Annotated in this window: 16 protein-coding genes and 1 tRNA gene; 4 read left to right on the top strand and 13 right to left on the bottom strand. The window is 70.3% G+C overall.

Annotated features, from left to right (window positions below):
- Positions 1-80 precede the first annotated feature (80 nt).
- From DNK56_RS03915 to DNK56_RS34895, 3 genes are all read right to left on the bottom strand, one after another.
- On the bottom strand, positions 81-533 hold the full coding sequence (locus tag DNK56_RS03915) for a PIN-like domain-containing protein (protein WP_111330460.1): 453 nt from the start codon (positions 531-533) through the stop codon (positions 81-83).
- Entirely contained in the window at positions 530-1,267 is a 738-nt protein-coding gene (locus DNK56_RS03910; RefSeq protein ID WP_146610531.1) for a DUF433 domain-containing protein, read from the bottom strand. The genes DNK56_RS03915 and DNK56_RS03910 overlap by 4 nt, the downstream gene beginning before the upstream one ends.
- Positions 1,268-1,408: 141 nt before the next feature.
- Positions 1,409-2,308 (bottom strand): hypothetical protein, encoded by a 900-nt coding sequence (locus DNK56_RS34895; protein WP_158558552.1) that lies wholly within the window; start codon positions 2,306-2,308, stop codon positions 1,409-1,411.
- A 156-nt stretch (positions 2,309-2,464) separates the two neighbouring features.
- On the opposite strand from DNK56_RS34895, the gene DNK56_RS03895 reads away from it, so the two are divergent.
- The gene (locus tag DNK56_RS03895) at positions 2,465-3,361 is read left to right on the top strand and encodes an IS982 family transposase (protein WP_111330452.1); all 897 of its coding nucleotides are present in this window, start codon (positions 2,465-2,467) and stop codon (positions 3,359-3,361) included.
- Between the two features lie 455 nt (positions 3,362-3,816).
- A complete protein-coding gene (locus tag DNK56_RS35735) occupies positions 3,817-4,347 on the top strand; it encodes a hypothetical protein (RefSeq protein WP_241989751.1) in 531 nt (176 codons plus the stop codon).
- A gap of 175 nt (positions 4,348-4,522) precedes the next feature.
- Here DNK56_RS35735 and DNK56_RS03885 read toward each other — a convergent pair whose 3' ends face one another.
- Entirely contained in the window at positions 4,523-4,972 is a 450-nt protein-coding gene (locus DNK56_RS03885) for an ATP-binding protein (protein WP_111330450.1), read from the bottom strand.
- Between the two features lie 272 nt (positions 4,973-5,244).
- Between DNK56_RS03885 and DNK56_RS03880 the strand changes: the two genes are divergently transcribed.
- Positions 5,245-6,072, top strand: coding sequence for a helix-turn-helix domain-containing protein (locus tag DNK56_RS03880; protein WP_111335433.1), 828 nt, complete (start codon positions 5,245-5,247; stop codon positions 6,070-6,072).
- Positions 6,073-6,089: 17 nt separating this feature from the next.
- Positions 6,090-6,275 carry a DUF397 domain-containing protein gene (locus DNK56_RS03875; RefSeq protein ID WP_111330448.1) on the top strand — a complete coding sequence of 62 codons (186 nt, stop codon included), beginning with the start codon at positions 6,090-6,092 and terminating at the stop codon, positions 6,273-6,275.
- A gap of 64 nt (positions 6,276-6,339) precedes the next feature.
- Here the strand turns inward: DNK56_RS03875 and pglX are convergent, their stop codons facing one another.
- The 9 genes from pglX to DNK56_RS03830 all read right to left on the bottom strand — a co-directional run bounded on the left by pglX (position 6,340) and on the right by DNK56_RS03830 (position 21,735).
- On the bottom strand, positions 6,340-10,113 hold the full coding sequence (pglX, locus tag DNK56_RS03870; protein ID WP_111330446.1) for a BREX-2 system adenine-specific DNA-methyltransferase PglX: 3,774 nt from the start codon (positions 10,111-10,113) through the stop codon (positions 6,340-6,342).
- Between the two features lie 114 nt (positions 10,114-10,227).
- Positions 10,228-11,694 carry a hypothetical protein gene (locus DNK56_RS03865; RefSeq protein WP_111330444.1) on the bottom strand — a complete coding sequence of 489 codons (1,467 nt, stop codon included), beginning with the start codon at positions 11,692-11,694 and terminating at the stop codon, positions 10,228-10,230.
- The gene (locus DNK56_RS03860) at positions 11,691-13,085 is read right to left on the bottom strand and encodes a KGGVGR-motif variant AAA ATPase (protein WP_111330442.1); all 1,395 of its coding nucleotides are present in this window, start codon (positions 13,083-13,085) and stop codon (positions 11,691-11,693) included. The genes DNK56_RS03865 and DNK56_RS03860 overlap by 4 nt, the downstream gene beginning before the upstream one ends.
- On the bottom strand, positions 13,082-13,567 hold the full coding sequence (locus DNK56_RS03855; protein ID WP_111415652.1) for a hypothetical protein: 486 nt from the start codon (positions 13,565-13,567) through the stop codon (positions 13,082-13,084). Before DNK56_RS03855 ends, DNK56_RS03860 begins: the two co-directional genes overlap by 4 nt.
- A 41-nt stretch (positions 13,568-13,608) precedes the next feature.
- On the bottom strand, positions 13,609-14,622 hold the full coding sequence (locus DNK56_RS03850; RefSeq protein ID WP_111330438.1) for a MarR family transcriptional regulator: 1,014 nt from the start codon (positions 14,620-14,622) through the stop codon (positions 13,609-13,611).
- A 395-nt stretch (positions 14,623-15,017) separates the two neighbouring features.
- Positions 15,018-19,532 (bottom strand): BREX system serine/threonine kinase PglW, encoded by a 4,515-nt coding sequence (gene pglW, locus DNK56_RS03845; protein WP_241989750.1) that lies wholly within the window; start codon positions 19,530-19,532, stop codon positions 15,018-15,020.
- Between the two features lie 109 nt (positions 19,533-19,641).
- A tRNA-Ala gene (locus tag DNK56_RS03840) sits at positions 19,642-19,715 on the bottom strand.
- 97 nt (positions 19,716-19,812) lie between these two features.
- Complete coding sequence (gene sepX / locus DNK56_RS03835) at positions 19,813-20,952, bottom strand: divisome protein SepX/GlpR (RefSeq protein ID WP_111330434.1); 1,140 nt, start codon at positions 20,950-20,952, stop codon at positions 19,813-19,815.
- Positions 20,953-21,087: 135 nt separating this feature from the next.
- The gene (locus DNK56_RS03830; RefSeq protein ID WP_111330432.1) at positions 21,088-21,735 is read right to left on the bottom strand and encodes a GNAT family N-acetyltransferase; all 648 of its coding nucleotides are present in this window, start codon (positions 21,733-21,735) and stop codon (positions 21,088-21,090) included.
- Between the last annotated feature and the right edge of the window lie 10 nt (positions 21,736-21,745).

The raw sequence follows: 21,745 nt of genomic DNA, 5'->3' as shown, positions 1-21,745 counted from the left end.
GGCGAACGGTCCCCGAAAGGCGCTGATCCGGCGCTGGTGGAGCCTCCGGGCCGGGGCGGCCCGAGCGGTCGTCCTGCGGATTACGCATGTGTACGCCGTCGCGCGGCCGCCAAGCGCTGCACGAGGACCTCTCTCGGGGTGTGGTTCAGTCCGCCGGCCGTCAGCTTGTGCACCCAGGGTCCTGGCTCGGCCGCTGCGGTCACGATGGCGTCGTGAAGGGCGTTGAAGCGCGCGACCTGCTCCGCCACCCTCATGTTGTTGTTCGGGAAGAGGAAGAAGCGCGCGGAGCACTCGACGACGGCTGCGAGCTCCAGCACGTTGGACACGATGCGAATGTCGGAGCCGATACAGATCCGCCCCTCACCGGTGGCGTCCCGGATCCAGTCGACGTCAGGCACTCCCTCGGCAGCCGCCACGCCGTAGCGTTCCCCGATGGTGACCGTGTCGGGGAACAGGCGCTTGACCGCTTCGGCGAACCGCTTCCCGTTGGTGCTCCGATCAAGGAAAAGCTTGATCCCCCCGGGTTCCGTCACGAGGCCGCCCTGAGTCCCATCCGGTCGGACACCTCGGTCACCTCGTCGACGGGCAGATCGAAGTCGTCCGCGATGTCCTCGCACGCCTCCCCTGCCTTCAGGAGTCCCTGGACCACATGGAGCGGGGTCCCGGTCCGGGTGAAATACGGTCGTCCGAAGTTGACCCCCGGCTGCACGCCCAGGTCAGCGACCTCGTACCCGGGCAGCACCAGCTTGGTGGCGTATCCGTCGGCGCTGGTCTCGTCGTACTCGATCCGTTTCATGTTCCGCTCGACGACCTCGCGGAACACGTACTGGCTGTCGCGCAGGACGACCAGCTTCTTGGCAGCGTCCTGCCGGTCACGGTCGCCGAGGTCGTCCACCACCTCGTACAACAGTTCCGCGCCCGAGACGAAGAACCGGCGGGACGCCAGTGCGTACTCCACGCCGAACCGTTGCCGCACCAGCTCCAGCGCCGGGCGGATCCGTTGCATCGGCATGTCCGCCTGCCGCAGGGCTGCCAGGAACATGCCCTCCGCCAGGCCGATGAAGGGAATCGAGGGCTGCGCGGAGGTAGGCCGTCCGAGGGACGTGATCATGGGGTCCCCGACCACGTCGGCGCGGTCGGGGAAGTGATTGCGGTATCCCCGCGCCCACGCCCGGAAGGTCGACGGCGCCATGCCCAGGTACTGCGCGGCCTCCGCCTGCGTGTACAGCGGAACGCTGAACCGCACGTCGTCGCGCTCCTCCGGCATGCTCGCCACCTCCACTTTCCTCAGTGTCCCAGCACCGTGAGGAAACAGTACGCGCACGAGCGAACGCACCGCGCTCCTGCGATGCCGGGCGGTACGTTCGTCAGCTGCGGGCCCGGGACCTGATCCCCTGGGTCGGGCAGTTCAGAAGCGGTCGATCTCGTAGATCTTCTGGCCCGTCGACGAGTAGACGGTTGCGTGGTCGGCGGTGTCGAAGGCCACCTTGTACGTCGCCTGGTTCGGACTCTGCGTCACGACTAGTGTGTAGCGGCCGTCGGCGTCCGGTTCGCTGGAGATAGCGCAGGTCATCGGGCCGCCGATGTCCAGCGGGGCGCCGTTGGCGTAGTAGAAGCCCGAACACCTGCCGTCCTCGCCGAAGACCTGGGGGCTGGAGGATCCGGAGGTCTTCCAGTTGCCGACCATGGCTGCCGCGCCGGCCTTTCCCGCGTCTCCGCCACCGGAGGACGCTGCGGCCTCTCCGCCACCTCCCCCGCCGGAGGACCCTGCGGCCTCTCCGCCACCTCCCCCGCCGGAGGACCCTGCGAGGGCCCTGACGCCGAAAATGGCCGCGACAATGAGCAGGGCTATCGCGATGAGCGTCTTCCAGCGATTCTGCTTGGCGAAGTTGAAGATCTTGGTGGGGGCGCTGATCTTGCCGAAGTTGGGTCCAGTGATGACGGCTCCACCGGCTTGAATGCCGGGGGACGGCACACCCGTTGCCGCGTCGGTGTCCGTGCGGCTCGGCAGCGTCGAAACGATGGCCTCCAGAGCCGCCGCGAACCGGGGGTCGTGGTTCGCTGCGTCCTGGAGAGCGGTCTCCGCACTTGCCCGCGCCGCAGGAGTGGGTTGGCCGTCTTGCTGCGACTCGGACACCAGTCGCCGGATGGCCGGGTCGGTGCCCAGCTTGGCCTCCACGACCTCCGACAGCCGCTGGGCGGCGAGTTCCAGCGTGCGGTCGGTGATCCCGTTGAGCTGCCGCCCCGCGGTTCGCGCCTTCCGTGCTGCCCACATGATCAGCATCCCGGCCACGAGTTCCATGCTCATTGCGCTGTCCTTACTGTCAGTGGTGGGTGTGACGCCGGTGACCCGTTCAAGAACCGACAGGTGCTCCGCATCGGCGGCGTAGCGGCGGTCTAGACGAGTAGTTCCGAATGTTGATGGTCCGCCCGGAGACATGGCGAGGGCGCCCAAGATCGTTTTGTGACGAACGAAGACTTGGACGCCCTCATCACCGGACTGTACGTGAAGATCGACGACGAGATCGGAGGGGCCCGATGCCTGGGCAGGCCACCGCAGTTGAGTGATTCCGAGCTGGTCTGTCTGGCCGTCGCGCAGTCCCTGCTGGGCTTCGCCTCGGAAGCCCGCTGGCTGCGTTTCGCTCACGGCAACCTGAGTGCGATGTTCCCGTACCTGCCCAAGCGGCCGGGATACAACAAGCGGCTGCGTGCGGCGCTGCCGCTGGTGAAGAAGGCAATACGGATGCTCGCGGTGGACACGGACTTCTGGTTCGACAACCAGTGGATCGTGGACTCCACGCCCGTGCCGTGCGGCATGTCCCGCCCGACGGTGAAGCGGTCGGACATGGCCGGCTGGGCCGGATACGGGTACTGCGCTTCGCACTCCCGCTTCTACTGGGGCCTGCGGCTCTTCCTGGTCTGCACGCCGACCGGCATGCCCATCACCTGGGCCCTGGCCAGCCCGAAGATCGACGAACGCGAGGTCCTGGCCGCGATGCTGGACCGCGAACCAGACCTGACCGCCGACCGGCCCGGTCTGCTCGTCATCGCGGACAAGGGCTTCGCCTCCAAGGAGTTCGAGACCGATCTCGCCTTCCGCGGCGCCCAGTTGCTCCGCCCGTCGTTCAAGCGGGAGAAGCGCCGCAAGGGCGAGTCGCTGCTCAAGTCGGTGCGGCAGCTGATCGAGTCGGTCAACGACACCTTGAAAGGCCAGCTCGACCTGGAGCAGCACGGCGGACGCACCTTCGAGGGCGTCGCCGTCCGTGTCGCCCAGCGCATCCTCGCGATGGCCGCCGCGATCTGGCACAACCACAAGACCGGAGCCCCGGTCCTGCGGTCGCTGACCGCATTCGATCACTGAACACATCGGAACTACTCGTCTAGGTGCGGCCCTCGTCGCACGGTCCGTGGCCGGCTGGAGGCGGATCGGGCGGCCTGTGGGCAGATGGCGCCCTCGCGTCCGCGCCACGCGAGGGGAAGCAGGACGTCCGCGCAGGTGAGCGTCACCGGCACCGGTCCTACCCGAAGCCCGACACATCGGGCCTTCCGGTGGTGCCGAAGGTAGCACCGGGGAAGCGCAGTTGAAGTAGTTTTCCCGGCTTTGCCGGGACTCGGCCCACCCGGCGCTACAGCCCTGATCCGGCCACGGCATGGCCCCGCCATCCGGAGTCCCCGCAGAGTCGGCCTCTGGCGAGCCAACGACAAGCCGCTCAAGCGTGAGTAGACTCATTTACGCGCACACGTGCACACTCAAGCGTGAGTAACCTTATAGTGAGTGCAGCCACCCACCAGGGGCGGCAACGGAGGGAGAGAGTTATGCGCGTTCAGGTTCTGACTGGGACCCCTGCAGAGATCGCGGAGTTCCTGCAACTCACCGAGGGCGACAAGGTGGACAATGAGCCCTCTGTCCCTGTGGTCTCGGGGAACGCCATGAGCTCGGCAGAAGTGAGCGCGTTCGTCGAGGAGCGGGGACGTGGCGCCGACACCAACGCCCGGGTTCTGGACTATCTCGAGCGCGTCCGCTCCCTCGGGTCCGTCGAGATCGTCACGGGCACATCGTCCCGGACGAAGGACGGACTCACGGACTACCTGATGATCCGCGATGACGGTGTCCGCCGCTACGGCGCAGCGGCCTACGTGAAGCCCGCGAACGGTGGACTCACCCTGCGCCTCACCAAGGAGGACGTTGCCGACGCCGACCCCGTCCGCATCAAGCTTCGCGACGTGCGGCCGGGGCACCAGTACGTAGTCAACTGCCCGCTGCGGGATACCGAAACGGTGCGCTTCGCCGTGGATCTGACCATCCGCGCCCTCCGCAAGGTCCGCGGGACTGACGACGCGGCGTAAGCCGGCGCGGGTTGCAGGCCGCGTTCCCCGGGGGCGCGGCCACCGTGGCCTGAAGGCTCGCCGGCCTCGTCGGAGGGCTCGGCGATCTGCTTGGTCACAGCGGAACCTTTCCCGTTACGTCGGACCCGTGTGCGGCACCGGAAGGTGCCGCGTACGGGAATCCGCCCTCGGCCGGTCAGTCGCGGGGCGGCACTGTCACCACCGCCCAGACCGTCTTGCCCGGGCCGCCCCTGCGCTCGTCCACGCCCCACTCCTGGCTGAGGGCCGCGACCAGCAGCAGTCCACGCCCCGTCTCCTCGTCGCCCGCGGGAAGGACCGCTCGCGCGGCCGGCCTGCGCTCCCCCCGGGTGTCGCTCACCTCCACGCGCCACCTCTCGCGGGTCACCCGAATCAGCCGCAGCCGGGCGTCGCGGCCGGGGACCCGCCCATGCGTGACGGCGTTCGCCGCCAGCTCCCCCACGATCAGGCCGACCGTGTCGTTCACCTCGGAGCCGTAGCGGTGGCCCCAGGCATGGACGCGGTGCGAGGCGAGCCGCCGTGCCAGGCGGGCGCCGCGCGCGGTGGAGGAGAAGCGCAGCTCGAAAAGGTCGCCGGGGTGCGGCGCGGTGAGGCCGGGGGTCGTCATACACCGAAGGCTCCCGCGCCGAGCATCCCTCTCACCAGGGGAAACGCCCGTACGAGCCGGTTCTGTCGGGGTCGGCGAGGCCACTGACGGGGCTGTACGGGCCCCATGGTCGGCCCCCGGCCGCCTCCGGGCACCGCGCCGAAGGCACGCGCACAGGTCACTCACAAGACGGACGTTTACGTGGAACCCGCCCTTCAGCGCCTCTTACGGTCCTAGCCTCTTGCCACTGCCTGCCGACCGACCGAAGGAGCGCGGGACTCATGGATGTTGCGATGGCCGACCCCGTCGAGAGCGCGGCGGAACCGGGCGGCGGGTTCCTGCGCTGCTTCGGCCGCCAGATGAAGCTGCTGCGCGAGGCCGCAGGGCTGACGCAAGCGGAGTTGGGCCTCATCGTCGGGTACGGCGAGGCCCAGATCGCCGCCGTGGAGCAGGGGCGGCGCATCCCGAAGCCTGAGATGGTGGACGCGGTGGACCTCGCCGTGGGCGCGCGAGGCGTGCTGATGGCGATGAAGGATGAGGTGGAGCGGGCTCGGTATCCGTCGTTCTTCCGCCGGTACGCGCAGTTGGAGGCGCAGGCGACGCAGCTCCACGCGTACGAGAACCACGTGGTGAAGGGCCTGTTGCAGACGGAGGACTACGCGCGAGCGGTCTTCGAGATGTGGCGTCCACTGCTCGACTCCGACACCATCGAGCAGCGCATCGCCGCCCGGATGGATCGCCAGAAGCTCTTCTCCCGACGCCCGGCACCGCTCTTGAGCTTCGTCATCGAGGAGTCCGCGCTGCGGCGCCCGCTCGGCGGACGAGCGGTTTTACGCGGCCAGCTGGAGCAGCTCCTGGTGTTCGGGCACGAACGGAACATCGAGATCCAAATCATGCCGACCAACCGCGAGGAACACGCCGGTCTGGCAGGGGCGTTCACGTTGCTCCACATCGGCGATCAGCGCAGGATGGCCTATACAGAAGTGCAGGCCGAGAGCGCACTGCACTCGGATCCGAAGAAGGTCGGCCCGTACGAATCGACCTACGGCGTCCTCCGGGCCCAGGCACTGACGCCGAGGGAGTCGCTGGCCTTCATCAAGAGGCTGTTGGGAGAACTATGAACAGGGAAGTACCGCCGATGAGCCCAGACGAGCGAGTCTGGTTCAAGAGCAGCTACAGCGCGGGCAACGGGGGCGACTGCGTGGAGGTCGCAACCGTCCACGCGTCTGTGTGCGTCCGCGACTCCAAGCAGCCCGACGGCCCCATCCTGAACGTGGGAAGCGCCGGGTGGACGCGGTTCGTGCGGATGGCCGCGCGCGGCTGACGCGCTCGTGCGCGCAGGTGGGCGGGACCGGCTTCCGGCCCCGCCCACCTGCGCGTGTACGGGCCTACTCCGCGGCCTTCTTCCGGCCGCCCCGCTTCCTCTCGGGGCGCCACGCGCGCAGGTCGGCCTCGGACAGATGGCGCTCGGTGCGGCCCAGGTTGAGCGCGCTCTGGAACTCCTCGGCCGGGTTGCCGTCCCACTCGTCGTCGAACTCGTCGTACCACTGGTGCACCCAGGGCATGACCTCCTGAAACCCGGCGAGAAGCGGCACGAAGCGGGGGTCCTCCTTCGGCCAGCCGTCCTTCTCCGCCCGGTCGTGGACGAGGTTGGCCAGCGCCTCGGCCTGCTCACGGTGGTTCCAGCCGGCCCAGCCGAGCAGAAGGGACGGGTCGTTGTCGGTCGACGCGTCCGGATAGGAGATGAACCGCTCCTTGGGTACGTCGAGCTTGCCCCGGTTCGACCAGTAGGAGTGCTTGAGGAAGTCGGCGCCGGAGTACTTCGGCGGAACCGTGATGTCGAGCCGCTGCCCGGTCCGGTCCTCCTCCCGCTGCTGCTCCCAGACCCGCTCCCACTGCGCGCGCTTGCGGAGGCCGGTCTCCTTGTAGCGCAGGACGCTGAGATACGGGACGTGCTCGGGCTCGATGACAGCGGCCAGCACGGTCGCCAGGGACGCGTCCCGCTTACCGAGGTGGTCGGCGGCGTAGAGAGCGGCGACGGACCGGACGTCCTCGTCATGGCGGAGGGCGTCGGCGAGCTGGTTGACGGTGAGGGGGCGGGGGGACGTGAACTCGTCCCGCTCCTCGAACCACAGGTCCTCGCGCTCGGCGGCGTCGAGCAGCCAGGTGCGGAGGGCGGCTGCTTCGCGCTTCTCCCAGGGCTCGGTGGACCAGCGGCGCTTGTATTCGGGGCGCTCGATGAGGCGGATGTCCTTGTTGGACTCGATGAGGTCGAGACGGGCCTGGACGACGTTCTTGTAGGCGTCGGGCCAGTCGGCGGGGATCTCGGTGATCGGCGTGGCCCCATGCCGCTCGAACCAGGTGGTCTCAGCTTCTTCGTCGCGCGCCCTTCGGGACAATGCGATCTCGAAGGCGCGCTGACCGAGGGCTACGCGCGGCAACTCGGCGTCGGTCAGGTCGGCAGGTTCATCAGGAAGCGTGGTCCGCGCAGTCTCAGTCGGCGTGAGCAGGCCGTACGCACCGTAGACAGCCCAGTCCAGCTCGTCCTGGAGGCCAATCATGCGAGCACGGATGTTAGCCAGGGCATCGCGTGCCGCGTTGAGTGCGGCGCGGGTGGGAACAGCGCGTGCCACGAGAGTCGAGGGCTCGTACGCCGATTGCTCCTGAGCCAGAACGTCGAGTTCACGGCCATGGGCGAGCGGAAGAGCCTCGGGAAGTGGGAACTGTTGAAGTTTTGTTCCCGTGAATTCGTAAAAACGTTCCCATTCTTGAGACTTGAATCCCTCATTGATGCCCTGACTACCCTTGTCATGGCTCACCTGCTTCAACCAGAAGCAAGCCGTCGAGGAGTTCAGCACCCCCAGCAACTCCAGGTGCCGCTCCTCGCCGGCCCCCTCCGGCAACTTGATGACGGGCGCGGAACGATTGAACACCTTGCCACCCCGGTCCAGCACGAAGTGGTTGTGCGTGGCAACGAACGCGAATGCAATCAACGCCGCCGCCTTCGTGCGTTCTCGCGACAGCATGATGTGCTCGTGCCACGCCATACCGCGATCTTCTCTGGTCTTGCCGAAGGTCAGACCAGCCCGAAGAGTGCTTCGGTACGGCCAAAAGAGAGAGAGATCCTGCAACGACAGGTTCGTGGTGTCGTCTTCGTACGGCCAGAGCACAGCGGCCCGCGTGCTCACGAGCCAATCCCTCATCACATCACCGGTCACGAGAGGTTTAGACGCCACTCGCTGGCGCTTCCACGTCGTCGGCACTCGACTGGCACCGAAAACATCGTCCTCGCCCAAGATGTCGTGGAACCCTGTCGACTCGATGACATCACCCAACTTATGGATGCCAGCAGCTTCTACGGCCTCCATGACGGCGCCTGCACCGCCACCGCTGAGCGACCACGGGTACGCGGCGAACCGCCCCCGTTCAGCGTCCTCGACGCTGACCCACTCGGACTCGCTCCCAGGCCTCCGCACCTGATCCCTGATCGCCGTCCACACCTGCCCCTTTGCCGGGTCCTCGGGCTGGTCCGGTTCTCCCCGCACACCAAGCACCGCACGAATCGGCTGCCCCTGCCGTGCCACCTGGTTCCGACCGGCCAGGATCACCGTCGGGGTTCCGTGCCCCGGAATGAAGGTCCCCGACGTATCGATGATGTGCGAGAGCTCCACCCCCGAGAAGTCCCGCTTCCGCTTGCTCTGGGGGTCCTTGTACGAGCCTCCGTGGAAGTACGCCTCGATGAGGACGTTCCCGAATTCGCGCTTCATGAAGGAGTTCGCGGTGATCTGCCCCGTGAAGCCACCGTCCCGGTGGTCACCACCACCCCGCACAGCCAGCTCGAAGATCCGCTGGGCGAACGGCACCGACAGCGCGTACTTCCCCGCGCAGGCCCAGTACTTGTCCCGGTAGTTCTGGTTCTCCTGCTTGTCCTTCACCGTGATGTACGGCGGGTTCGCCACCACCACGTGGTACGTCCCCTTGCCGAGCAGGTCCACTTCCTTCGCGTACTCCTCCGCGTCCTCCGTGCGGTAGTAGAACGTCTCGCGCTCCGCGAACAGCGACTCCGTGACGCCCTCCGCCCCCCGCCCGTGCAGCAGCGAGTCCCCCACCGCCACGCGGATCGGCATCTCCGGCGCGCCGCGCAGTTCCCGTGCGCCGCATTCCTTGAGCGCCGCCACCAGCAGGCGGAAGCGGGCGATCGACGCGGCGAACGGGTTCTTGTCCGCGCCGTGGACCGACTCCAGGGCGCGGCGGATCAGCACCCAGTCGTCCGTGCCGGGCTCCAGCTCGCGCCAGCGCGCCAGGATGCGGGTGAACAGGCCGAGCAGGAAGTGGCCCGAGCCGCACGCGGGGTCGATGCAGCGCAGGCCGCGCACCTCGCCGTCCGTGAGCTCGCCGCGCCAGCCGTCCGGCGTGTGCTTCCAGACGGGGTCGAGGCCGAACTCCTCGATGGCCGGGTCCAGCGTCAGGTCGAGGATGAACTCCTCGACGAACACCGGGGTCTGGAGCAGGGCGTACGTCTTGCGGGCGTGCTCGGAGAGGTCCTGGTACAGGTCGCCGAGGAAGCGGGTGTTCAGCTCGGGGTCGGAGAAGTCGTAGCGGACCTCGCCGTCCGCACCGCGTTCGCGCCAGAACGCCAGCAGCCGGGTCGCCGCCTCGTAGGACGGGGTGACCTCCCACAGCGGGTTGTGGCGGCGGTCGAAGAGGCCGGCCGCCGTCGGGTGCGCGTCGGCCAGCGCGCCGAAGGACTCCGTGAGCCAGTCGCGGTCGTTCAGCTCGGGGCTGCGGCGGAAGAAGTCGTCGTGGCGGTCCTGCGCCTCGGCCAGGCGCTCCCCCGGTCCGGAGAGCCAGGCGTCGGGGATCAGCCCGTTGTCCTCGCTGAAACGGACGAAGACGCAGGCCAGGATCCAGGCGGCCGCGATCTGCACGACCCGCTCGTCGCGCCACGTCTCGTACGGGAAGCCGGTGCGCTCGGACGACAGGGCACGGTCGTACTCGGCGTGCAGGGCCGTCGCGTACTCCGGCTCCGACTCCGTACGCTCCCGGAGGTCCTCCCGCAGGAGCACGACCTGCCGTTGCAGATCCTTGAGCAGGGCACCCTGATCGAGCGACCCGGCCTTCGTACGGTCTTCCTCGGACGACACCGGCGGAACCTCTCCCATTTCCCTGGCAAGCCTGCCGTGACCCACGGCACACGCGCATGCACGCATGCACGCATGCACACCGCCATCCTGCCAGCCCGGACGGGCCCGCCGGGAGCCGTAACCCGCAGCCGGTTATCCCGCCGGCATCGGCACCCCGCCCCGCCGCCCCACCCGGAACGCGATCCGGTACACGTCGGGCAGGTCCAGGCGCAGGTCGCTGCGGCGGCGCATGACGCCCAGGTCGATGAGTTCCTCGACCAGACGGGGCAGGTCGTCGGGGTGACGGGGGCCGGTGCGGACGCGTTCGGGGCCGTCCGTCTGCGCATACCGAGCTGCCTCGTCGCGCAGGGCCTCGGGGAGCCCCTGCTCCTTCCAGAGCCTGATCACCGTGGCTTCCACAATGGGGACCTGGCAGCCGCTGAGTGGCGCTATGGCGGCCTTCACCCACGGGGTGTCCTCACTGACCTCGTCCACCCGGATTTCCGACGCCGCCTGCACGCCCTTGCGGATGGCCTCGTGGTGCAGGGCGCGATCATGGGACGGGTACTCGGAGCGGGTCGATTCGGCGGCGGTGAACAGTGCGTGCAGGAAGCTCCGGGGGCTGACCTGCTCGCGGCCGTCCATGAGGTGGTTGGGAAGCCAGGTATAGGGCCGGCCCTTGCGGAAGTTCGCGCCCATGTAGGGGTCGGCGATCTGCTCGAACAGCTCGGTCTGCGCCAGCTCCTCGTTACGGAGGGCCATCGGCGGGACGTACCGCGGCCCGTCGGCCCCCTCCCAGACTGCGGTGAGTCCGCGGAAGCGGGCCGAGAGCTCGCCCTCCTCGTTGCCCAGGCAGTGGAAGAGGAGGCCGAACAGGTCCGTCTGCGACCACTCCAGCCGGGCCGCGTTGCCGGAGAGCTTGGAGGCATCGGGGAAGTGGTGCTTCGCGCCGTCGAACATGTCCGGCCGGATGAACACCTTGAAGCGGATGTTCCGCGTGCCGAACCGCATCTGGAGGGCGAGCTGGAGAATACCGGCGACCAGCCGGTCGGCCTGTTCCCGGTCACCGTGCAGGTGCTCCAAGGCATCGAAGAGGAGCAGGTGGACGGTGTTCTCCTCGTGCGCCTCCTGGTCCGCCCGCTCGATGGTGCGCTGGGCCGCACCCTCGTTCGCCCGCACCCAGGCGACCTTGTCCTTCCACTCGGGCAGGTTTTTCAGCTCCGGCTGGCCCAGGGCGGTCAGCAGGACCGCGTACCAGATCTCCAGCGGAGGCGTTCCGTCCGCGACCAGGTCGCGCAGGACGAACTGGCTGGGATAGCAGCCGGACTTGAAGTCCATGCCATGCCCCGGGGCGACGTTCAGCCGTCGCAGGCGTGCGATGCGGTACTCGTCGGCCGCGAAGCCCCGCAGGTCGCCGTCGAGGAGCGAGCGGTACCAGAACGTCTTGCCGACGCCCCGCCCGCCCTGCACCACGGTGTTGTCGACGTAGAGGGCGGTGCGGTGCGCGTCCGGCATGAACAGGGTGTGCGCGTCCGGCCGCCGGGTGTCGGCCTCCGTGGCGTCCCGCAACGCGTCCGACAGCAGGTCGCGGTACTCGCGCGCGGTGAGTGGCTCGGTCATCGCGTCCCTTCCTCGTCGCCGGGACCGGCCGTGATCAGCCGGGCGGCGGTGTCCAGGAACTCACCGTACGCGGCCTTCACGAACGCGCGGTCCTGCCAGTTGCGGGCGTCACCGGCGCCCAGTCCCACCAGGCCTGGCTCGAAGAGGATGGGGATCGGGTGGTGCGGGGCGGAGTCGTCCTTCTCGCTCGGCGCGAACGCGTAGCGGGCGATCGTGTCCGCCATGCGCGAAGGGGCCTCTCCCGGCGCCAGCTCGTCGTAGAGCGCGGCGAAGCACTCGTACGAACGGGCCGTGAAGGCGCCCAGATAGTCGTCCTTGGAGTGGTGGACGGTGTCCGGCACCATCGACGCCACCATGCGGAGCTTCGCGCGGATGTCCGGTGCCCTGCCCGAGGCGTGCCAGGCCGCGAAGAGGTCGCCGTAGCCCGTCCAGGTCTGGGCGTTGTCCGCGCCGAAGAGGAGCGCGAGGTCGCACAGGCGGGAGATGGCGACGGCTGCCACGTCGTGGATGCCCGCCCGGCTGTCCAGGAGCACCACGTCGGGGCGCAGGCCACTGTCCCCGAGCTCCACCGCCTTCTCGCAGGCCTCGACCGCATCGGCCAGCCGGTCGGCGAAGGAGGAGCCGGGAAGGTCGGCGTAGACGCGGTTGAGCTTGTCGACGTACGCGTACAGGACCCCGTCCGTGCCCTGTCCGCGCGCGGGCGCCACCCACAGCTCGCCCCTGCGGCTGCGCGGGACGTAATCGGTACGGGCCACAAGCTCCAGCCCGTCGGCGTTGCCCACAGCGGCCTCGACGAGGTGGTCCACGATCCCGTTGGGCGGCAGCCTCTCCGGCCCTGCGAGTAGCGGGCCCGCCCCCGGGGACTCCAGGTCTAGGTCGACGACCAGCACGATGTGGCCGTCGTCGGCCAGTCGGCGGGCCAGCATCGCGGTCGCCGTCGTGCGGCCCACACCGCCCTTGAAGCCGTACAGAGCGGTGCGATGCGTACGGGAGCCGTCGGCCTCGGGTCCGGGTGTGGACACCTTGGCCCAGTCCTCGCCGACTACCGTGTTGTCGAGGAGCCGGACGCTGCCCGCCCCGCCGGAGGGGCGCAGGGTGTCGGTCTCCGCGCGCCGAGAGTTCAGCAGGGCCTCGGCGGTGATCATCTGCGAGGCGAGGGTGAGCGGGCGGCCCGTGACGTAGGGGGTGAGCCGCTCGACCAGCGCGGTGTGCCAGCGTTCCCGCCGCTCGTCGTCCACCGCTTGCTCGCGGTCGTCGACGATCAGAGTGAAGCGTCCCCTTACATCTCTCACGAGCAGCACCGCGTACCCCTCGTCGGCCGCGGAGCGGGCGAGGGAGAGGGCGAGCGGCCGGGCTTCGTCGAAGCGGACGGGGGCGTTGCGGGGGCTCATGACAGGCTTCCGTTGATCAGGGCGTTCTGGTGCAGGGTGACGATGGCAAGGGTCGCTTCGTGGAGCGCCGCGACGGTCTCCTCTGTGATGTGCTCGCAGTGCCGGTAGCGGTCCTCCTCGGTCCAGTTCGCAAAGGCGTCGAGGTGGTCCCCCAACGCGGCGAGCAGTCGACTGCCCAGCGGACCGTGCGCGAGCACCGCCAACTCGGTTTCGCTCCACGGGAGATGTTTGTACTCCTGTACTCCACCGGTCGGCTTGCGTACCCAGGGCACCTTGGCAGCCTCGTCCGGCTTCTTCGGGTTCTTCGGGTCCAGGCTCGCCTCGGTGAAGAGCAGCAGGAGGCTCTTGAGCGCACACTCGGCGGCGAACCCGAGATGGTGGTCCGCGTTGGGCCATCTGCCATCGTCCCGGAGATACTCGGCGTCTCGGAAGTGGCGCTCTGCGGCGCTGGCGAAGTGCTCTTCCACGGAACGGTTCGACACTCTGCGGATCATAAGGTGATCGCGCCGGTCCGGGGCAGGAATTACCGCGACTCCAGCCGTTCCCGCAGTCGTTGCACGTAGGCCCGGACGTCACGCTCGCCAAGAGGGGCGTCCACGGGCGCCGGGCCGTCGTCCACCGGCCGGCGGCAGGGGCGGCACAGGCCGTCGCGGAAGGCCTCGGGCGGGCCGGGTGTGCGGCAGTCGGCGCACTCGATCATCAGGTGGCGGGTGGGGGCGCCCTGCGCGGCGGGAGCGGGGAGCTGCGGCGGGAGCTTGTCGACGAGGCGGCGGCGGACGAAGCCGACGGGTGAGTCGACGGCTTCGGGAAGCCCGGCGGTGAGGGCGCGGGTGAGGTGGTCCGCGTCCGCGCCGCGTGCGAACCACTGGGCGGCCAGCTGTTCCAGCGCCGCGCAGTCGGCGGCGGACAGGACCAGGCGGGGATCGGTACGGCCGAGCTCTGCCAGGGCGAGGTAGGCGGGCGAGGGGCCCTGCGGCCTCTCGGTGCGCTGCCGCGGCAGGGCCGGGGCGGGCGCCGGGGTCTCCGTCCCGGTCTCGGCAGCGGCGGGTTCGGCCGGAACCCACGGCGGTGGGCCCACCGGCGGCGGGCCCACCGGCGCCACAGGTGCCACCGGCGGCTGCGGGGCGCAGCGGGTCTCCTCGGCGGTGAGGAAGGCGGTCCACCACTCGTTGTCGCGGGCCGTGCGCGACCAGAAGGTGCGGGTGACCCAGCGGAGGCCCTCGCCGTCGTCGACCGCGCAGCGGACCTGGCGCAGATGACCGGCCACGGCCAGGGCGCGCAGTGCGCTGCCGACGGCCATCTGCCCGTACAGGGGCTGGCACTTGGCCAGGGACTTGATGCTCATCGCCGCGCCGTCGGGGAGTGTGTCGACGTATCCGGCGATGTACCGCTCCCGCTCGGGGAGAAACGTGAAGTCGTCGGCGGCGGGCGGGTTCTGGCCGGGAACGGCACGCTTGCCGTAACCGGGACTGGCCTTCGGATACGGAGCCGAGCGAGCGGGCATCGGCGGGGCGGGGCTAAGGTTTTGGGTAGCCACGAGATCGGTCTTTCCTTGGTGTTTCGATCTTGAGGTCAGACCCCGGCCGGTGTTGGCACACCGCGTCCGGGGTCGCCTGCGTCTGGCCGCACCGTAAGCAGCCGCGACACCGCGTCGCAAGTCGGTCACCGATAGTCATACTTGCTCGTCGTTACCGGGTAGGGAGGGAGGGGAGGTTTTCCCAACCCCCTTCTTCCACCTACCGGTTGTACAACAGCGCTCGACTCCCGGAGCCCGGGTCCCGACGCCCGGAACCCGGGTCCCAAGACTCGGGCGAAGCGCCCTCCCCGTACACACGAAAGAGGGAACGTGGCCGTTCCGGAGCTCGTATCCCGGGTCCCGGGACCCGAGTTCCGGGAAGCGACCCGTCGCGCCGGGGCAGACGCGCGCGACCCCTACGCCGCGGTCTCCGCCCGCAGCGCCTTCAACGACAGCCCGTCCAGGACCGCCCACTCGCTCGCCCGGTCCACGACGTCGACCGTCCGTCCGTCCAGCGCCGGTGTGGCCTGCGCGTCCTCCGCCGGGACCAGCAGCCACAAGCCGTGCGGTACGTCCGCCGGGCGGCGGGCCGCCTCCTGCAACGCGACCAGCAGCCCCCGCCCACCGGCCTCCCAGTAGCGGGCGGCCATACCGGCCTGATGGGCCAGAAGCACGGTGCGCGGACCCGCCTGCTCGGCGATCCCGGTGACGCGTGCGGTCACGCGCTCCGCCGCGAGACGGGTGTACGAGGCGAGCGCCGCGCCGATGACCCCGGTGACCGCGAACTTCGCGTCCGCCTTCAGCAGTGCCGGCCATCGCACGCCCTGCTCCTCGGCCAGTTCGCGCATCGCGGCGAGGAACAGTTCGTCGAGTGACACCGGAACCACCCCGTACCGGGCGGCCAGTGCGCCGGCCACGCCGGGCAGTTCCGCGCCCTTGAACGTGAGCGCCAGGAAGCCGCCGCGTCTGCGCGCGGTGTCCAGCCGTGCGGCGAGCACCTGGCGGGGGTCCCGGCCTCTCGCCAGTTCGCCCTGCGCCGCGGTGAACAGCGCGCCCGTACTGGTGAGCGCCGACACGGAAACCTCGTGGCGGCTCCCACGCGGCTCGGAAACGCGCGGCAGGAATCGCTTGCGCTGCGGCACGTATTCGAGCGGGAAGTCCGCCTGCGCCAGAGCCTCCGCCAACTCGACGTACGTGGTGTCCGCCAGGACCGCCAGACCGGGGAACCGGGCGCGCACCCGCGCCAGCAGATCCGCCGTGGAGATACCGACATGGGCTCGCACCCCGGCAGGCGCCTGCGAGATCCGCAGCGCACGCGGCAGATCGAGATCCAGCGGGAAAAGCTCCAGCCGCGGGGAGAACCCGACACCCCGGGCCATGGCCGCGGCGAGCTCCACCAGCCGTGTGTCGGCCGGCGGCACTATCCCGTCGGGCGCCTTCACCGCGCGCAGCTCGCGCAGCACGGTCGCCCGTCCCGGCAGCGGGTCGCGGTACGCCACCGCCGCCGCGGCCTCGCCGAGGCGTGCCGCGTACTCGGCCAGCTCGACCGGGGTCGGGTCGTCGGCGCCCGGCTGGTCCTCCAGCGCCAGCACGACCCGCCCGCCACGACGCAGCACGGCCAGCCGTGCCGGGGCCTCGCCCGGCACCCCCGGGTCATCGCCGCGCCTGCGGGCCTCGGTCTCCACCGCCGCCCGGACCACGGAGAGCGCCATGCCCAAGGTCTCCGCGGGACCGGCGTCCCCAGCGCCGTGCCGGGCGCGCAGTTCGGCCGCCAGCTCCTCGGCCGTCATGACCCGGCCCTGTTCGGCCAGAATCGTCACCAGCTCGTCGCGGATCCGGCCGAGCCACGGCAGGAGCGCCCACCGCTCGATCGCGGCGAGCTGGTTCTTGGAGACAGTGGTCTGGCTGACACCGAGCGCCTTCGCGATGGCCGCCTGGGCGGGCCACGGCTCCAGCGGCGCGGCGTCCGGAAGCTGAAGCGTGGCACGTACGACGTCGGGCCGCGGCTTCGTACCGCGGTTGCCCTGTGGCGGAGTGAGCCGGGCCGCCAGTGTGTCCACCGACTCCAGCACCAGCTCGGGGGCGTCCGCGGCGATCGGGGCGGGCGCCCTGGGGGCGGGCTTCCTGCGCAGGTCGTGCGTCCACTGACGGTGGCGCCGGTTGAGCTCCTTACGGATCACGTTGCCCGCGCCACGGGCCCGGGAGATCGTGTGGGGCGGGATGTCCAGCAGCGCGTCGACCGTGGCGGCCCCCAGCCCCGCGGCGACCGAGACGGCTCGGGGCGACAGCCCGGCGGCCTCCAGCGGAGTCGTCAGGGTGGCCGCTGCCGCCGCCTGTTCGCGCGCGTCCTCGACGTCCTCGGCGTTCACGCCCACGGTTGCCGGAGTGGTCGCGGGGCGGGCCGAGTCCGCGGTCCGGAACAACTGCCGCCATGCCTCGGTCATCTGGCGCAGGCTGTCGTAGCGCTGCTCGACATCCCGGTGCAGGGCGCGCTCGAAGAACTCCGTCAGCCCGTCACTGAGCGCCGGATCGAACAGCTCACGCGCCACGTACAACGTGGCGTCGAGGACGGTGCGCGGGTCGCCCTGGCCGTCCCCCCACACGGGGCGCTCGCCGGACGCCATCTCGTGGAGCGTCACCGCGGCGGCGTACCACTCGGCGTGATCGTCGTACCGAGCCCGGCGGCTGTCGCCCAGGAAAGGATCGAGATAGCCGCGCGTGCCGGCATGGATGTCCTGGTCGGGGGCGTTCGCCAGCGAGAAGTCGAACAGCATCAGCTGCCAGGAACCGTCACTGCGCTTGAACAGCCCCAGGTTGTCCGGCTTGATGTCCCGGTGGCGCACCCCACGGGCCGCGAGACTGTCCAGCGCGTCGAGAAGATCGTTCCCGAACCGCTCCAACTGGTCGTACCCCAGCGCCCCCTGGCCGCGCAGCCTGGAACCGAGACTGACCGGGTCCTGATCCCCCTGCGGACGGAACCCGCCGGCGTACTCGATCTCCAGGACCGTGCGACCGGCCACCTCGCGGGGCTCCGCGAGCAGCTTGGCGATATGGCCGCCGCCCACCTCCTTGAGCGCCTCCGCCTCGGCGAACAGGCGAGCGCCCTTCTCATGGTCCAGAGCGACTTTGAAGACACGCGGGAAGTCCTGGTCGGCCGCCCCGTCGGCCTCCGTGCGCCGCACGAGCAACGCACGTGCGGTGGCTCCGGTGCCCAGCACCCGGGTGACCGTCCAGATCCCGTCCAGCGACTGACCCGGCTGCACGGTCAGCGGATCCGCGACCGCGCTCCCCGGCCGGTCGGCCGGTGCGGCATCGGCCTCCGCGGCGTCCAGAAGACGCAGGAAGTCGTCGGGCGAGGAGAGCCGCTCCTGGAGATCGGCGGCGGTCGCCTGGAAGACCACGGAATCCAGGGCGGCCGAGACGCTGTCCGCCACCGCGTACGGGTGCAGCCCGCCCTCGGCGGCCAGCCGGTCGACCAGAGTGCTGCGCCGGTCCGCCGGCGGCCGGCCGGTCAGCAGGAGATAGGCGAGGCTCCCCAGGCCGAAGACGTCGAGGTCGACAGGGTCGGCGAACTCCTGATCCGTCTCGGGGGCGAGATACACCTGGGCTGTGTCCGCGATCAGGCCGGCGTCCAGCGGAGTGTCCCCGAGCGACCGGTGCAGGGACGTCTCGAAGTCACGGGCCGCGGTCTGCCAGTCCGCGATGCGCAGAACCGGTTCGCTGCCGTCCTCCCGCGCGGAAACGTACACGGAGCGGGCGGAGAGGGCGCGGTGGTAGAGCGACCGGTTGTGGGCGTACCGCACGGCCTCGGCCAGCTGCCGCACCAGATCCAGCCGGACCGGCGGAGTGAGCCGACCCCCGTACGCGTCCAGGTAGGCGTCCAGCCGCAGATCCGCCTCACGGTGCCGGAAGAGAATCGCCGGGCCGCCCTGGTGCTCATGGATCTGTACGGCCTGCACGATGCCGCGATGGTTGATGCCCTGCAGCACCTGGTATTCGCGGCGGGCCGCCCGGTCGACGCGGCGTCGCTGCTGTCCGGAGGCGGCCTCCCCGGCCAGATAGATCCTGACCCTGCCGCTCTCCTGGACCAGGCCGTCATCGCGTACGGCGAGCCGGTCCTCCCAGCCGGGTCCGGCGTCGAGGGCGCGCGGCGCCAGGCGCCAGCCGTCCCCGAAACGGAGGTGCGCCGTCGACTGGCTCACGCCGATGCGCTTCATCAGCTTCTCGAGCAGTTGGCTGTCCTGCGGGGTGACCCGCCAGTGCTCCCGCTCGGGCGGGAGCGCCAGCAGACCGTCCCAGATGCCCGGCAGCCCGCTCGCACCGCCGTCGCGCCCGAAGACCGCAGTGCGCTGGAACTCGTCCAGCTCGCTCACCAGGTCCGCGTCATGCAGGAAGACCGCGGGCTTGATGTACGGAATGCGCCTCGGATCCTCCTTCATGGCCCGGGCGGCCCGTTCGAGCCGGCCCTTGAGCTCCTTCGCCTTGAGGTCGGTGAGATGCAGCGGGTTCTTCAGGGTCCGCACCCGGTCGGCATGGAACTGCCACGTGTCCCCGTGGTTCACCACCCTCCCGGGATGCCCCTTGAGCTCCAGCAGATACAGGCCGCCCGGCACGCAGATCAGCAGGTCGCACTCATTGACCCGGCCGGAGTCCGCCGTGAACTGGAACGTCGCCCACGCCCGGTACGGCTCGGCCCTCGGCATCAACCGCCGGACGTGGTCGAGCCCTTCCTGCTCCCACCGGAAGCCGGAACGGCGTGGCTGGTACCAGTGCTCACGCGGAGCGGGAGGGCCCGGCTTCGGAGCGGACCGCCGCGGAGCTGACGCCACCGGAAGACCTCCTGATGTATGACGAGTGCGGGCACGGACAGGGAGGGACGGCGCCTTCGACGCGGTTGCCCTTTGCCCCGTAAGGCTCGGCCGGCCCGCCATACGGTCACCACATGCGCTCTGCGGCATCCCGACCGGCATCCTAATCTCACCGGCAAAGCCGAGAGCCCCCGCCGGGTTTCCCCGGCAGGGGCTCTCTGTTGCAGTGCAGTGGACCTGTGGGGATTTGAACCCCAGACCCCCTCGATGCGAACGAGGTGCGCTACCAGACTGCGCCACAGGCCCTTGCGACGTGTGAAACTCTAGCACCCTCCACGGGGTGCTCGGAAATCCGTTCCGCGCTGGTCAGCCGTGGCGGGTGCCGCGGCCGTCCGGTGCGGGGTCACTCGTTGGCCGCGCGGGGGCGGTCGCCGTCCTCGTACTGGTCGAAGAGCGGTGTGCGGCCCCGGTCGCGGGAGCGGCGGGGCTGCGGGGAGCGGCGGCGCGGCGCCGGGTCGTCGGCGGGCGGCGCGGTGTCCTGCTGGGCCGGTTCGGCGGTGCTGGAGCGGGCCGCGCTCCACGTCTCCGGGTTGCCGACCTCGACCCCGCCCGTGGCGCGCGGGGCGACCGGGGCGGTGACGTACGTCGGCAGGGGGACGGGGACGGGCTCCCAGCTGTCGCCCTGGGCCCGGCCGCGGTCGCGCTGCTGGTCCACCCACTCCGCGTGGTCCGTCTGCTCGACCAGCGCACGGCGGCCGGCCTCCTGCGGGGAGACCGTGGGGGCGGGCTCGGGGGCCGGGTGGCGCGGCTCGGAGTCCTCGTCGGCGTCGGCCGGGGCGGTCGCGGCGGGCTGATGGCGGCGCGGGCGGTTCTCGCGGAGCCGCTGGGCCGCCACCTCGGCGCGCCGCTGGTCCATCGTGAACGCGAACCGGCGCCGCTCGTGCGCCCGCAGATGCGCGATGTACGCGCTGAGCAGCACGGCCGGGACCGCGGGCGCCCACAGGAAGCGCAGGCCGCCGACCGCCGCGACGATCGCGCCGAGCGTGAAGGCGAGGAAGAGGACGACGGTGGTGCGCCGGCGCCGGGCGAGCACCTGGAGGCGCTGGGCGCGCCGGGCGCGTTCCGCGTCGATGCCGCCGGGGCGCGCGCGCCGGGCGGAGCCGGGGGCGCCCGGGTTACCCGAAGCGCCTAGGGCACCCTCCCGCTTGCGCGGGGCGCGCTCGGGCGCGCCGGCCGGGTCGTGCATCCGGACCTCGGTGTGCGCCGGAGGCGCGGCGAAGGCCCGGACGTCCACGGAATCCAATCGGTCCGTGCTCACGTCCGGGTCGGCGTCGGATGCCGCCTCGTCCCCGGTGCGATCCCCCAGCCCCTTGGCATACCGGCGCTCCATCGCCGCCCGGCCGGAGAGCAGCCGGATGGCGGTGCTGAAGCGCTCGGTCGGACGCTCTTCGTTCAGCTCGTCCTGCCTGCGGAGCCACATCGGCACCAAGTAGGCGGCCCAGGCCCCGACGATGACTGCGTAGATGAGGCCGCTGCTGCTCACATCTCACACCGTAGAGGGGTTTGCTCGGAGGCATCCGCCAATTGGCGCGGTGTGTCGCACGATCCGGCCGATATCGCGGACTTTTTTTGTGATTGTTCCGATCAACCGATTCGATTAAATCGAACACATTTTCCATTACGGGGTCGGCGGGTTCTCCGGCCGCTCCGGACGCGCCTGTTCCGCCGGGCGTGGAGCGGGCCGCGACCGGTGCCATCTGCGCAGCAGCCCGTCCTGTGCCTCCTCCGCCGTGAGCGCGTAGATGAGGTGGTCCCGCCAGGCGCCGTCGATGTGGAGATATCGCGGACGCAGCCCCTCCTCGCGGAATCCGAGTTTCTCCACGACCCGCCGGCTCGGCCCGTTCTCGGGGCGAATGCACACCTCGATGCGGTGCAGTCCGACCACCTGGAAACAGTGGTCGACGGCGAGCGCGACGGCGGTCGGCATCACCCCGCGCCCGGCCACCTCCCGGTCCACCCAGTAGCCGACGTGCCCGGAGCACATCGAGCCCCAGGTGACCCCGGCGACGGTCAACTGGCCGACGAGCCGCCCCCGGTACTCGATGGCGAACGGCAGCATCCGGCCCGCGTTGGCCTCGGAGCGCAGATGGCGGATCATCTGGCGGTACGTGGGCCGCTGGGCGACCGGCCCGCCGGGCGCGGGCGGCGGCACCGTCGCCTCCCAGGGGCGCAGCCAGTCGCGGTTGCGCCGGTTGACCTCGCGCCACTCGCGCTGGTCGCGCAGTCTGATGGGCCGGAGGGCGACATCGCCGTCCGCCAGGATCACCGGCCAGGTC

The sequence above is a fragment of the Streptomyces sp. AC1-42W genome (genome assembly GCF_003248355.1).
In the GTDB taxonomy this organism is placed as follows: Bacteria; Actinomycetota; Actinomycetes; order Streptomycetales; family Streptomycetaceae; genus Streptomyces.
The sequence above is the reverse complement of the archived record's forward strand: the minus strand, read 5'-3'. Positions and strand labels throughout refer to the sequence as shown.